Genomic DNA, 13311 nt, shown 5'->3' with positions numbered 1-13311 from the left:
GAGATGAGCGCACGAGGCGGCGCTCGCGGCGTCGCGCCGCCTCCATATAGGATAAGGTGCTGACAGGGAACCGGGGCGGCGTCTCGGCGACCCGGCGCGGCCGCCGCCGGCCGCGCCCCGGCGGACTCCGCGACCGCCGGGGCGGCGGCCGTTCGGGCGCTCTCGCGGGCCGTTCGCCGTATTGCACCGCCCCCAGGCCTGTGTTAGCAAACCGGCGGTTTTTCAACGGAGCGTGGGCCGCTCCGGACGCCCCAATCAATCCTGGTCCCGCTGACATTCCAGGGGCTTGCGCGCTTTCCGCGGAGGGCGCGGCGGGATCCTGGATGCCTGAACGCCGAAAGAGAGCGCCGTGGCAGCAGACGATCCGATCGTGGCCGGAATGGCAGGGCGTTACGCGACCGCCCTGTTCGAGCTCGCCTCCGAGACGGGCACGCTCGACGCGGTGAGCCGCGACCTCGACAGCTTCGAGCGGCTGCTCGACGGCAGCCCCGATCTCCTCCGTCTGGTCCGCAGCCCGGCCTTCACGGCCGAGGAGCAGACCCGGGCCGTCACGGCGGTGCTCGCCAAGGCCAAGATCGGCGGCACCGCGGCGAACTTCCTGCGCCTCGTCGCCCACAATCGCCGCCTGTTCGGCGTGCGCGACATGATCCGCGACTTCCGTGAGCTGCTCGCCCGCCACCGCGGCGAGGTCACGGCGACCGTCACGGTCGCCGAGCCGCTCGCCGACGCCCACAAGGCGGAGATCAAGAAGGCGCTCGACGCCGTCACGGGCAAGAACGTCAAGATTGAAGTGCAGGTCGATCCCGCCATCATCGGCGGGCTCGTGGTGAAGGTCGGCAGCCGGATGGTCGACGGCTCGCTCCGGACCAAGCTGAATGCAATCAAGCACGCGATGAAAGAGGTCGGCTGATGGACATCCGCGCCGCAGAGATTTCTGCGATCCTCAAGGAGCAGATCAAGACCTTCGGCCAGGAAGCCGAGGTCTCCGAAGTCGGCCAGGTCCTCTCCGTCGGCGACGGCATCGCCCGCGTCTACGGTCTCGACAACGTCCAGGCCGGTGAGATGGTCGAGTTCGAGAACGGCGTGCGGGGCATGGCCCTGAACCTCGAGATCGACAATGTCGGCATCGTGATCTTCGGCAACGACCGCGAGATCAAGGAAGGCCAGACCGTCAAGCGCACCCGCGCCATCGTGGACGTGCCAGTCGGCAAGGGCCTGCTCGGCCGCGTCGTCGATGCGCTCGGCAACCCGATCGACGGCAAGGGCCCGATCGAGGCGACCGAGCGCCGCCGCGTCGACGTGAAAGCGCCCGGCATCATTCCGCGCAAGTCCGTGCACGAGCCGATGGCGACCGGCCTCAAGGCCATCGACGCGCTGATCCCGATCGGCCGCGGCCAGCGCGAGCTAGTCATCGGCGACCGCCAGACCGGCAAGACCGCGATCGTCCTCGACACCATCCTCAATCAGAAGCCGCTCAACGCCACCGGCGACGAGAAGATCAAGCTCTACTGCGTCTATGTCGCGGTGGGCCAGAAGCGCTCGACCGTCGCGCAGTTCGTGAAGGCGCTGGAAGAGAACGGCGCGCTCGAGTACTCGATCGTCGTCGCCGCCACGGCCTCCGATCCGGCCCCGATGCAGTACCTGGCGCCGTTCGCCGGCTGCACCATGGGCGAGTACTTCCGCGACAACGGCATGCACGCCGTGATCTTCTACGACGACCTGTCCAAGCAGGCCGTCGCCTATCGTCAGATGTCGCTGCTGCTGCGCCGTCCGCCCGGCCGCGAGGCCTATCCGGGCGACGTGTTCTATCTCCACTCGCGCCTGCTCGAGCGCGCCGCGAAGATGAACGACGAGAACGGCTCGGGCTCGCTCACCGCGCTCCCGGTCATCGAGACGCAGGCCAACGACGTGTCGGCCTACATCCCGACCAACGTCATCTCGATCACGGACGGCCAGATCTTCCTGGAGACCGACCTGTTCTACCAGGGCATCCGCCCCGCCGTGAACGTCGGCCTCTCGGTGTCGCGCGTCGGTTCGTCGGCGCAGACCAAGGCGATGAAGAAGGTCGCCGGCAAGATCAAGGGCGAGCTCGCGCAGTATCGCGAGATGGCGGCGTTCGCGCAGTTCGGCTCCGACCTCGACGCGACGACGCAGCGCCTGCTCAATCGCGGCTCGCGCCTCACCGAGCTCCTCAAGCAGGCGCAGTTCTCCCCGCTGAAGATGGAGGAGCAGGTCGTCGTCATCTATGCGGGCGTCAACGGCTACCTCGACCCGCTGCCGGTGGCGAGCGTGAAGTCCTTCGAGCAGGGCCTGCTGTCGCTGTTCCGCACCAAGTACGAGGACGTGCTGAACACGATCCGCGACAAGCGCGATCTCGACGACGCGACCGCCGCCAAGGTGAAGTCGATCGTCGACGAGTACGCCAAGACCTTCGCGTGATCTCGGGCGGGATGGCCGGGCTCGTCCCGGCCATCCACGTCCAGGAGCGTGGGGGAGCGACGCGCGTGGATGCCCGGCACGAGGCCGGGCATGACGAGACCGAAGCCGGACCGGGCGCAAAGGTGACCACGGAATGCCGAGCCTGAAAGACCTGCGAAACCGGATCGCCGCGACCAAGGCGACGCAGAAGATCACCAAGGCCATGCAGATGGTCGCCGCGTCCAAGCTGCGGCGCGCCCAGGCGGCCGCCGAGGCGGCGCGGCCCTATTCGGAGCGCATGCAGCGCACGCTCGGCAACATCGCCGCCTCGGTGCAGAACAACCCCGAGGGGCCGAAGCTGCTCGCCGGGACCGGCCGTGACCAGGTGCATCTGCTGCTCGTCTGCACGGGCGAGCGCGGCCTGTGCGGCCCGTTCAACTCGGCGATCGTGCGGCTCGCCCGCGACCGCGCCAATGCGCTGCTCGCCGAAGGCAAGACGATCAAGATCCTGTGCGTCGGCCGCAAGGGCTACGACCAGCTCAAGCGGCTGTTCGAGGACGAGATCATCGACGTGATCGATCTGCGCGCCGTGCGCCAGATCCGCTTCGAGAACGCCCACGAGATCGGCCAGCGGGTGATCTCGCTCTACGAGCAGGGTGCCTTCGACGTCTGCACGCTGTTCTACTCGCGCTTCAAGTCGGTGATCGCGCAGGTTCCGACCGCGCAGCAGATCGTCCCGGCCGTGTTCGAGGGCGCGCCCGCCAACGGCCCGGCGCCCGTCTACGAGTACGAGCCCGACGAGGAGCAGATCCTCGCGGAGCTGCTGCCGCTCAACATCTCGGTGCAGATCTTCAAGGCGCTGCTGGAGAACGCGGCGTCGTTCTACGGCGCCCAGATGACCGCGATGGACAACGCCACGCGCAATGCCGGCGAGATGATCCGCAAGCAGACGCTGAAGTACAACCGCACCCGCCAGGCGATGATCACCAAGGAGCTGATCGAGATCATCTCCGGCGCCGAGGCGCTCTGACGCGCACCGACGCAACACCGCACAGTCGAACGGGAGACCCCCATGGCCTACAAGACGACGGCGACGACGAGCGGCGGCCGCAACGGCCGCGCGGTGCTGGAGAACGGCGGCCTCGGCCTCGCCATGTCGTTCCCCAAGGAGCTGGGCGGCAACGGTGACGGCCACAATCCGGAGCAGCTCTTCGCGCTCGGCTGGTCGTCCTGCTTCGGCCAGGCGATCCTGGCGCTCGCCAAGAACCACGGCGTCGACGGCCAGGCCGCCAAGGTCACGGTGTCGATCGGCATCGACAAGGACGACGTGAGCTTCGCGCTGACGGCCGACATCAAGGTGTCGATCCCGGGCGCCGACAAGGACAAGGTCCGTGCGCTGGTCGAGGACGCCCACCGCATCTGCCCGTATTCCCGTGCCACCCGCAACAACGTGCCGGTCACGCTGACCGTCGTCTGAGCATCATTCGCGTTTTGCTCGGGCCGGGTCGTGCCGCGGTTCGAGTCGCAAGGAGACATCCATGGCCACCCAAGCCCCATCGGTCGGTAAAGTCACCCAGGTCATCGGTGCCGTCGTCGACGTGCAGTTCGAGGGTCACCTGCCGGCGATCCTGAACGCGCTCGAGACCGACAACCAGGGCAACCGGCTGGTGCTCGAGGTCGCGCAGCATCTCGGCGAGTCGACGGTGCGCACCATCGCCATGGACACGACCGAGGGCCTGGTCCGCGGCCAGTCGGTCACCGACACCGGCCTGCCGATCGCCGTGCCGGTCGGCGAGGGCACGCTCGGCCGCATCATCAACGTGGTCGGCGAGCCGGTCGACGAGGCCGGCCCGATCGCCGCCACCGAGCGCCGCCCGATCCACGCCGAGGCGCCGCCCTACACCGAGCAGTCGACCGAGTCGCAGATCCTCGTCACCGGCATCAAGGTGGTCGATCTCCTCGCGCCCTACTCCAAGGGCGGCAAGGTCGGCCTGTTCGGCGGCGCCGGCGTCGGCAAGACCGTGATCATCCAGGAGCTGATCAACAACATCGCCAAGGCGCACGGCGGCTACTCGGTGTTCGCCGGCGTCGGCGAGCGCACCCGCGAGGGCAACGACCTCTATCACGAGTTCATCGAGTCGGGCGTCAACAAGGACCCGCACGAGACCAAGGGCGACACCAAGGGCTCCAAGTGCGCCCTGGTGTTCGGCCAGATGAACGAGCCGCCCGGCGCCCGCGCCCGCGTCGGCCTCACCGGCCTGACGCTCGCCGAGTACTTCCGCGACCAGGGCCAGGACGTGCTGTTCTTCGTCGACAACATCTTCCGCTTCACGCAGGCGGGCTCGGAGGTGTCGGCGCTGCTCGGCCGCATCCCGTCGGCGGTGGGCTATCAGCCGACGCTGGCGACCGACATGGGCGCCCTGCAGGAGCGCATCACCACGACCACCAAGGGCTCGGTCACCTCGGTGCAGGCCATCTACGTGCCGGCCGACGACCTCACCGACCCGGCGCCGGCGACCTCGTTCGCGCATCTGGACGCGACCACGGTGCTGTCGCGCTCGATCGCCGAGAAGGGCATCTACCCGGCCGTCGACCCGCTCGACTCGACCTCGCGCATGCTCGACCCGCGGGTCGTCGGCGAGGAGCACTACGCGGTCGCCCGCCAGGTGCAGCAGGTGCTGCAGCGCTATAAGGCGCTCCAGGACATCATCGCGATCCTGGGCATGGACGAGCTTTCGGAAGAGGACAAGCTGACGGTGGCGCGCGCGCGAAAAATCGAGCGCTTCCTGTCGCAGCCGTTCCACGTCGCCGAGGTGTTCACCGGTACGCCGGGCGTGTTCGTCGATCTCGCCGACACGATCCGCGGCTTCAAGGGCCTGTGCGAGGGCAAGTACGACCACCTGCCGGAGGCCGCCTTCTACATGGTCGGCACCATCGAGGCGGCGGTCGAGAAGGGCAAGCGGCTCGCGGCTGAAGCCGCGTAAGACGCGGCTTCAGAGCGAACAGCGAACAGGGAGTAGCGAAGCGGGAACGGCGACAGCGGATGGTCTCTGGAACTATTCGCTACTCGCCATTCGCCATTCGCTAAATTGAACCATGTCCACCTTCCATTTCGAGCTCGTGTCGCCCGAGAAGCTGATGTTCTCCGGCGAGGTCACCCAGGTGGACGTGCCGGGCGAGGAGGGCGACTTCGGCGTGATGGCCGGCCACGCGCCGTTCGTCGCGACGCTGCGGCCCGGCGTGCTCACCGTCTACGGCGAGAACGCGCCGAAGATGATCGTGGTGCGCGGCGGTTTCGCCGAGGTCGGGCCGAACGGCCTCACCGTGCTGGCCCAGGAGGTCGTGCCGGTCGACGAGATCCAGCCCGACGTGATCCGCCAGGCGATCGACGACGCCAAGGAAGACGTCGCCGACGCCAAGGACGACCGCACCCGCGACAAGGCGACCGAGCGCCTCGCCCAGCTGGAAGTCCTGAAGGACGCGCTCGGCCACTGAGCCGCCCGCGCGCGGCACCAGCGTTTCGTGATCCGCGGCCGGCCCAGCGCCGGCCGCGTGCGTTTCGGGCGCGCTCGCGCTATGATCGCGCCGTCCGTTCGCATCGAACGCCGCGCCAAGGCGACTGCACGATGAGCTTCGCGCCCCTGCAGTACGACGAGCCGCTGTACCGGCCCCCGAGCGAGGGCCGCAACCTGATCATCCAGGCGACGATCGGTTGCTCGTTCAATCGCTGCACCTTCTGCGCGATGTACAAGACGAAGCACTTCCACGCCCGCCCGCTCGCCGACGTTTGCGACGACATCGCCGCCGCGGCGCGCTGGTGGCCGGACGCCGGCCGCATCTTCCTCGCCGACGGCGACGCGCTGGTGCTGCCGACCGAGACGCTGGAACGAATCCTCGAACGGCTCGCCGCGACGTTCCCGAAGCTGGAGCGGGTGTCGTCCTACGCGACCCCCATCAATCTGACGCAGAAGACGCCGGACGAGCTGCGGCTGCTGCGTGAGAAGGGGCTGACGCTCGTCTATGTCGGGGTCGAGTCCGGGGCTCCCGCGATCCTGTCGCGGATCAGGAAGGGCGCGACGCCGGAGCGCATCGCCGAGGCGATGAACCGCGCGAGAGACGCCGGCATCGCCGTGTCGGCGACCGTGATCCTCGGCGTCGGCGGCAAGCATCTCTGGCGCGAGCATGTCGCGGGCACGGCGGCCGTGATCAACGCGGCGCCGCCCGCCTATCTCTCGACGCTGCAGCTCCGTCTCGGCGAGGACGAGGTGGAGGAGTTCGTCGGCCGCTTCCAGCGCGACGGTACGCCGTTCGAATGGCAGGACGATGCCGGTGTGCTGGAAGAGCAGGAGGCGCTGCTCGCCGCGCTCGATCCGCCGGCGCCCGTGGTGTTTCGCTCCAACCACGCCTCCAACTGCCTTCCGCTCGCCGGCACGCTGCCCGGCGATCGTAATCAGCTCCTGCAGATCGTGTCGGCCGCCCGCAAAGGCGCCCCGGTGCTGCGCCCGGAGTTTTTAAGGGGCTTGTGAGCGTCTACAAGCTCTGATACCAGCGGCCTCCGCCCCTGACTCTCACCGTCACCCTGAGGTGCTCGGGCGAAGCCCGAGCCTCGAAGGGCGACGGCCCGGGCCGTATCCTTCGAGGCTCGCCTGCGGCGAGCACCTCAGGATGACGGGTCGAGGTACAGGGCCCCTGGTATGACTCGTCATGCCCGGCCTTGTGCCGGGCATCCACGTCCTTACAGCGATGCGACGTCGAAGATCGTGGATGGCCGGGACAAGCCCGGCCATGACGAAGTCGTCAGATCACCATCCGGCCCACGGCCCGCCGCGCTTCCGAGAACAGCCCCGGCAGGTCGAGCCCCGGAATGCGCCCGTCCTCGACGATCAGGCGGCCGTTGCAAAAGCCCCATTTCACGTGGGCCTGGCCGCCGCCGGCGACCGGCGCGATGGCGGGATCGTGCAGGCCGGCGTAGCGCGGGTGGTCGAGCGAGTAGACCATCAGGTCGGCCGCCATGCCGGGTGCCAACGTGCCGGTCTCCGAGAGGCCCAGCACCGTGGCGCCGCCGGCCGTGCCCCAACTGATCACGTCCTCGACCGTGACGCTCGCGGCGCCGTCGCGGGCGCGGTGGACCAGCCACGCCATGTGGCTCTCGTTGATCATGTCGGCGGCTTCGTTCGATCCTGCGCCGTCGACGCCGAGCGAGACGCGGCCGCCGAGCCGCGCCAGCGCCGGCGCCGGCGCGATGCCGGAGCCGAGCCGGCAATTCGACTGCGGGCAGTGCGCGATGCCGGTGCCGGTCTCGGCCATCAGCCGGATTTCTTCAGGCTGCATGTGGCACAGATGGGCGAAGAACACGTCGGGCCCGAGCCAGTCGTGCCGCTGCACGAATTCGAGCGGCGTGCAGCCGTGCACGTCGCGGCAGAAATGCACGTAGTCGAGCGACTCGGAGAGATGGCTGTGCAGCCCGATCCCCATCTTCCGCGCCGCCGCCGCGAACTCCGGCAGCTCGTGTGCGTGCACGGACCAGGTCGGCGTGGTCGGCGCGAGGATCACTTTGCGCATCGCGTCGCCGCCCGTCTGGTGGAAGCGGCCGACGTCGTGCGACACGCTCGCCAGCATGTCGTCGAGGGTCTCGGGCCGTGCCTCGGGCGGCGGGTTCAGGTCGATCTCGCGCACCTTGGTGGCGCCGCCGCGCATCAGCACGAAGCGAACGCCGAACTGTTCGGCGAGCTCGAACAGCAGGGCCGAGCCGTCGAAGCCCATGCCGGGCCAGTAGGCGTAGTGATGGTCGGCGATGGTGGTGCAGCCGGACAGCACCAGCTCGGCGATGCCGATCGTCGCCGCGATGCGCAGCGTCTCGGCGTCGACGAAGCGCCGATAGGCGACCGGCACGGCCGAGAGCCAGGGCGCGAGCTGCAGGTTTATGCCGGCGGGAATCCCCTTCATCAGCGACTGGAAGAGATGATGATGGGTGTTGATCCAGCCCGGATAGACGACGCAGTCGGTGGCGTCGAGCACGCGCTCGCCGGGCTCCGGCGCGAGCGCGCCGATCGCCGCGATGCGGCTGCCGCGCAGGCGGATGTCGGGGCCTGCCGCGCGGGCGGCCGACCCCGCGCCACCGGTCATGATCGCGGTGGCGTTGCGGATGAGGAGGTCCATCAGGTCTCCGGAACGAGCTCGCTCTCGTGCCAGTCGCCGAGCGCCAGCTTGGAGAGCGTGACCATGAGGAGGAACAGCGCGACGCCGGTCAGCGTGATCAGCAGCAGCGCCGCGAACAGGAGCGGGATGTCGAGCTGGAAGCCGGCCTGGAGGATCTGATAGGCGAGGCCGGCCGAGGTGCCGCCCGTGCCGGCGACGAATTCGGCGACGACGGCGCCGATCAGCGCGAGACCGGACGAGATGCGCAGTCCGCCGAAGAAGTAGGGCGCCGCGCTCGGGATGCGCAGCCGCACCAGCTCCTGAAACCGCGTCGCCTTGTTCATCCTGAACAGATTGAGGAGTCCCGGATTGACGCTGCGAAGTCCCAGAATCGTGTTCGAGATGATCGGGAACAGCGCCACGATGGTGGCGCAGACGACGAGCGCGGCGGTCGGCTCCTTCACCCAGATGATGATCAGCGGCGCGATGGCGACCACGGGCGTCACCTGCAGGAGCACCGCATAGGGGAAGAACGACATCTCGATCAGCTTGCTCTGCGCGAACGCGAAGGCGATCAGCGTGCCGATCACGACGGCGAAGAAGAACGCCATGAACGTCACCTTCAGGGTGACGAGCAGCGAGGCGAGCAGCATCGGCCCCTGGTCCCACAGCGTCTGGGCGACCAGGATCGGCGAGGGCACCAGATATTTGGGCACCTGGAACCACCAGACGGCGCCCTGCCAGACGACCAGCATGATCACGCCGACCAGCACGGGCAGGACGACGCCGAGAGTCTTGTTGTTGGGATCGAGTGCCATGGTGGGCCTCAGGGCGAATGGATGGAAGCGCTTCCCCGACCTCGTCCTGAGGAGGCCACGAAGCGGCCGTCTCGAAGGGCGGGGGCGGCCGCGCGGGCGGTCACGTGGGAGACCTCATGGTTCGAGGCTCGGCCTGCGGCCGAGCACCTCACCATGAGGTCGAAGGTCGGGCCGGACGCGCGATGCCGTCTCACGGATGCGCCGCGCCGGCGCGGCTCGCCTCGGCGAGCAGGACCTGCAGGTCGCGCGCATAAGCCGCGAACCTCTGCGACACCCGCCAGGCGTCGTCGCGCGGATAGGGCTCGTCGATGACGACCTCGCGCAGCACGCGGCCCGGCCGCGCCGCCATCACGACGACGCGGGTGGAGAGGAACACCGACTCGTAGATCGAGTGGGTGACGAACACCACCGTGAGCTTTTTCTCGAACCACAGGTCGAGCAGATCCTGGTCGAGCTTGTTGCGGGTGATCTCGTCCAGCGCGCCGAACGGCTCGTCCATCAAGAGGAGGTTCGGCTCGGTGACCAGCGCGCGGGCGATCGAGACGCGCATCTGCATGCCGCCGGAGAGCTGGCGCGGATAGCTCGCGTCGAACTTGTCCAGGCCGACCATGGCGAGCGCGCGATCGACGCGGCTGTTGCCCTCCGCCTTCGGCACGCCGGCGAGATCGAGCGGCAGCCGCACATTGGCGCGCACCCGGGACCACGGCATCAGGGTCGGATCCTGGAACACGAAGACGAGCTTCTTGCCCGGCTCGCCGACGTGATCGTAGTCGCGGCCCCACCACATCAGGCCGCCCGAGGTCGGCTCGATCAGGTTGGCGACCATCTTCAGGAGCGTCGACTTCCCGCAGCCCGACGGGCCGAGCAGGGTGACGAACTCGCCCTGGTTCACGGTGAGGTCGATCGGCGTCAACGCCCGCACGCCGGTGCTGAACACCTTGTCGGCGCCCAGTACCTCGATGGCGGGCGGGCCGGCGGGGGCGAGCGTTGCGTCGGTCACGTCGGCTCGCAGGGCCTGAACGGTGGTCATGAAGCGGTTTCCGGTTGCGACGGGCCCGCGGCGACCGCGGACCCGCGCGCGCGAGGTGTCCTCGCAGGTCGGCCGGGCGGGCGGCATCGCCGCCCGCTATCGGCTCACGGCATGATCTTGAGGTCTTTCACGAACTTCAGCGTGTAGGCGGACTTCATGTCGACCTCGGGCTTCAGGAGCTTCTCCTGAACCATGAAGTCGTAGGTCGCCTTCCAGCGCGCGTCGGTCATAATGCCGATGCCCTGCGTCGCGGCGTCGCCGCCGACCAGCACCTTGCTCTCGCGCAGCTTGCCGATCGCGTAGGCGATCTGCTCGTCGCTCATCTTCGGGTTGTCCTTCTTGATGAGCGCGTTCGCGGGCGACGGATCGCCATAGAGATAGCTCTTCCAGCCCTCCATCGACGCCTTGACGAAACGCTGCACCATGTCGGGCTTCTCGTCGGCGATCTTCTTCAGCGTCACGATCGTGGTGCCGTAGGGCGGATAGCCGTCGTTAGCGAAGAGGAAGAAGTTGACCTTGGCGCCGGCCTGCTGCGCGGCGAACGGCTCCGACGACATGTAGGCCTGCATGGCGGCGTTCGGATCGGCCAGGAAGGGCTGGAGGTTGAACGTGTAGGTGCGGGTCTGGTCGTCCGTGTAGCCGAACTTGGTCTTCATCCACGGCCACCAGTTGGAGCGGCCGGCGGTGGCGACGTAGATGGTCTTGCCCTTCAGGTCGGCGAGGCTCTTCACGTCCGGATGCGTCATCAACCCCTGCAGGTCGGACTGGAACGAGGTCGCGACCGTGACGGCGGGCACGCCCTGCTCCAGCGCCTTGTATACCGAGAAGTCGTAGCTCATCAGGAACTCGGTCTGGCCGGCGCCGAGGATCTGCATGCCGTTGACCTGCGGACCGCCCATCCGGATCGTCACGTCGAGCCCGTGCTTCTTGTAGATGCCGGTGGCGACCGCCTGATAGAAGCCGCCGTGCTCGGCCTGGGCATACCAGCTCGTGAGCATGGTGACCTTGTCCTCGGCCCGCGCCGGGGCGGCGCCGAGCGCGACGGCGGCCGTGCCGGCGAGGCAGGCGAGAACGGCATACGGGCGCGCGAAATCAAGCATGGAGACCTCATCCTGTGGCGGATGTCGGGTGGCGACACCGGGTGGCGATTATGGCTGGCGACGGCGATCGGCAAATTGCGGGCGTTGCGGCGACGGGCTTTCCGACGTGACGACGTGACGTGAGCTGGCGGCGTTTCTGGACGTGCGTTGCACCCGGCTCGACGATCCGCGCATCCTTGCCATCCCGCCAGCGCCGCTTGCCGTGAAAGGCCGGGCGCGACCGACATGCGGTGTGCCGCATGCCCCGGATGACGCGGCTTGCGAGGGTCGCAAGCTGTCGAGTGCACACGATTAGGGACACTGCCCGAAGCATTGTCAATCGAAGGGTCCGTCCAGAATCTAAGCAGCTGCCTGATTTTGCGGCGCAAATCTTCGACGAGGGCAGGGCGGCACCGCGCCGGTGATCCACGCGTGCCCCCTATCATGTTGCCATTTCAGGCGGTCCCCCGTTCTGCGCGGACCCGCCGTGCTCGGCCGCCGGAGCCGGCCTGCAGCGGCATGTCGCACACGCCCGCCCTGCATGGCTCGTGGTGGGGTCCGTACCGGCTGGCCAACGGGGAACACCGCCGAGCGTGGCGCTCGGGCTCCGACGGCCAGCGTGCCGGCGTGACGGCGGTTCCGCCAAGTCGCCCGGTCCCGTGTAGAATCCGTTTACCACCCAAGGACTTGCCGGAGTGATTGGAGGGCCGTCGTGGCTCGTTTTGCGCGCGGGCGGCGGCGGTGGTGCCTCTCCTCTTCGTGCTCGCCGGCGCCTTCGGGCTCGCCGGCTGCGACGCGAGCAACGGCAGCACCGGCAAGGACGCCCGGGTGCTCGACCGCCCGGTGCTCAGCGAGACGGTCCATTACGAGGACCTGACCGAGACCCGCACCTTCGCGGCGACCATCAAGCCCCGCATCGAGAGCGATCTCGGCTTCCGGGTGAACGGCAAGGTGGCGAAGCGTCTCGTGCAGAACGGCGACCGCGTCGCCAAGGGCCAGCCGCTCCTGGTGCTCGACACCAACGATCTCGAGCTGCAGCTCCAGCAGGCCGAGGCCGAGGTGCGGGCCGCCCGCACCAACCTGGTGCAGGCCGAGGCCGACGAGAGCCGCGCCACCGAGCTGCAGAAGAAGGGCTGGACGGCCGCCGCGACGCTCGAGAAGTCGCGCGCCACCGCCGAGGAGGCGCGCGGGCGCCTGACACGCGCCCAGCGCTCGCTCGATCTCGCCAAGAACTCGCTCGATTATGCGACGCTCGAGGCCGACGCCGACGGCGTCATCACGGCGACGCCGGTCGAGCCCGGCCAGGTCGTCGCCTCCGGCCAGGCGGCGGTGCGGCTCGCCCGGCTCGCCGAGGTGGAGGCGCTGGTCGCCCTGCCCGAGACCTTCGTCGAGCGTGCCCGCCAGGCGACCGGAACCCTGACGCTGTGGTCGCTGCCCGACCGCACCTACGAGGTCCGGCTGCGCGAGCTGTCGCCGGCCGCCGACGCCGCGACCCGCACCTATGCGGCCCGCTACGCGATTCCGAAGGCCGACGAGGCGACCCGGCTCGGCATGAGCGCGACGCTGACGCTGCGCGAAGGCACCGGCACGCAGGCGGCCCGCCTGCCGCTCACCGCGCTGCTCAACCAGGGCCACGGCCCGATCGTCTGGGTGGTCGGCCGCGACGGCAAGCTCGAGCCTCGCCCGGTCGAGATCGCCCGTTACGAGGGCAAGAACGTGCTGATCGCCTCCGGCGTGAAGGAGGGCGAGACCGTTGTGACGCTCGGCGTCCAGAAGCTCGATCCCGGCCTGATCGTCCGCCCGGTCGTCGCGCTGGCGTTCTGACCGG

Annotated in this window: 12 protein-coding genes; 8 read left to right on the top strand and 4 right to left on the bottom strand. The window is 68.7% G+C overall.

What is annotated here, in order from left to right:
- Positions 1 to 349: 349 nt before the first annotated feature.
- The 7 genes from CCR97_RS06265 to CCR97_RS06235 all read left to right on the top strand — a co-directional run bounded on the left by CCR97_RS06265 (position 350) and on the right by CCR97_RS06235 (position 6944).
- Positions 350 to 910: a F0F1 ATP synthase subunit delta gene (locus CCR97_RS06265; protein WP_111359109.1), complete on the top strand. Its 561-nt coding sequence runs from the start codon at positions 350 to 352 to the stop codon at positions 908 to 910.
- The gene (gene atpA / locus CCR97_RS06260) at positions 910 to 2439 is read left to right on the top strand and encodes a F0F1 ATP synthase subunit alpha (RefSeq protein ID WP_111359110.1); all 1530 of its coding nucleotides are present in this window, start codon (positions 910 to 912) and stop codon (positions 2437 to 2439) included. The genes CCR97_RS06265 and atpA overlap by 1 nt, the downstream gene beginning before the upstream one ends.
- Before the next feature lie 133 nt (positions 2440 to 2572).
- Positions 2573 to 3448 (top strand): F0F1 ATP synthase subunit gamma, encoded by an 876-nt coding sequence (locus CCR97_RS06255; RefSeq protein ID WP_111359111.1) that lies wholly within the window; start codon positions 2573 to 2575, stop codon positions 3446 to 3448.
- A gap of 42 nt (positions 3449 to 3490) precedes the next feature.
- Positions 3491 to 3895 (top strand): organic hydroperoxide resistance protein, encoded by a 405-nt coding sequence (locus tag CCR97_RS06250; protein ID WP_111359112.1) that lies wholly within the window; start codon positions 3491 to 3493, stop codon positions 3893 to 3895.
- 61 nt (positions 3896 to 3956) lie between these two features.
- Positions 3957 to 5402 carry a F0F1 ATP synthase subunit beta gene (atpD, locus tag CCR97_RS06245; RefSeq protein ID WP_111359113.1) on the top strand — a complete coding sequence of 482 codons (1446 nt, stop codon included), beginning with the start codon at positions 3957 to 3959 and terminating at the stop codon, positions 5400 to 5402.
- A gap of 112 nt (positions 5403 to 5514) precedes the next feature.
- Positions 5515 to 5913: a F0F1 ATP synthase subunit epsilon gene (locus CCR97_RS06240; RefSeq protein ID WP_111359114.1), complete on the top strand. Its 399-nt coding sequence runs from the start codon at positions 5515 to 5517 to the stop codon at positions 5911 to 5913.
- A gap of 131 nt (positions 5914 to 6044) precedes the next feature.
- A complete protein-coding gene (locus CCR97_RS06235) occupies positions 6045 to 6944 on the top strand; it encodes a radical SAM protein (protein WP_111359115.1) in 900 nt (299 codons plus the stop codon).
- Between the two features lie 271 nt (positions 6945 to 7215).
- On the opposite strand, the gene CCR97_RS06230 is transcribed toward CCR97_RS06235, so the two are convergent.
- The 4 genes from CCR97_RS06230 to CCR97_RS06215 all read right to left on the bottom strand — a co-directional run bounded on the left by CCR97_RS06230 (position 7216) and on the right by CCR97_RS06215 (position 11504).
- Positions 7216 to 8577, bottom strand: coding sequence for an amidohydrolase family protein (locus tag CCR97_RS06230; RefSeq protein WP_111355814.1), 1362 nt, complete (start codon positions 8575 to 8577; stop codon positions 7216 to 7218).
- Positions 8577 to 9374: an ABC transporter permease gene (locus CCR97_RS06225; RefSeq protein ID WP_111355815.1), complete on the bottom strand. Its 798-nt coding sequence runs from the start codon at positions 9372 to 9374 to the stop codon at positions 8577 to 8579. The genes CCR97_RS06230 and CCR97_RS06225 overlap by 1 nt, the downstream gene beginning before the upstream one ends.
- A gap of 190 nt (positions 9375 to 9564) precedes the next feature.
- The gene (locus CCR97_RS06220; RefSeq protein ID WP_201159382.1) at positions 9565 to 10404 is read right to left on the bottom strand and encodes an ABC transporter ATP-binding protein; all 840 of its coding nucleotides are present in this window, start codon (positions 10402 to 10404) and stop codon (positions 9565 to 9567) included.
- 104 nt (positions 10405 to 10508) lie between these two features.
- Positions 10509 to 11504: an ABC transporter substrate-binding protein gene (locus CCR97_RS06215; RefSeq protein WP_111355816.1), complete on the bottom strand. Its 996-nt coding sequence runs from the start codon at positions 11502 to 11504 to the stop codon at positions 10509 to 10511.
- A gap of 723 nt (positions 11505 to 12227) precedes the next feature.
- Here CCR97_RS06215 and CCR97_RS06210 point away from each other — a divergent pair.
- Complete coding sequence (locus tag CCR97_RS06210) at positions 12228 to 13307, top strand: efflux RND transporter periplasmic adaptor subunit (RefSeq protein WP_245428736.1); 1080 nt, start codon at positions 12228 to 12230, stop codon at positions 13305 to 13307.
- The last annotated feature ends 4 nt before the right edge of the window (positions 13308 to 13311 follow it).

The organism is Rhodoplanes elegans, assembly GCF_016653355.1.
GTDB lineage: Bacteria > Pseudomonadota > Alphaproteobacteria > Rhizobiales > Xanthobacteraceae > Rhodoplanes > Rhodoplanes elegans.
Note: the sequence above shows the minus strand (reverse complement) of the source record. Positions and strands in the feature narration are given on the sequence as shown.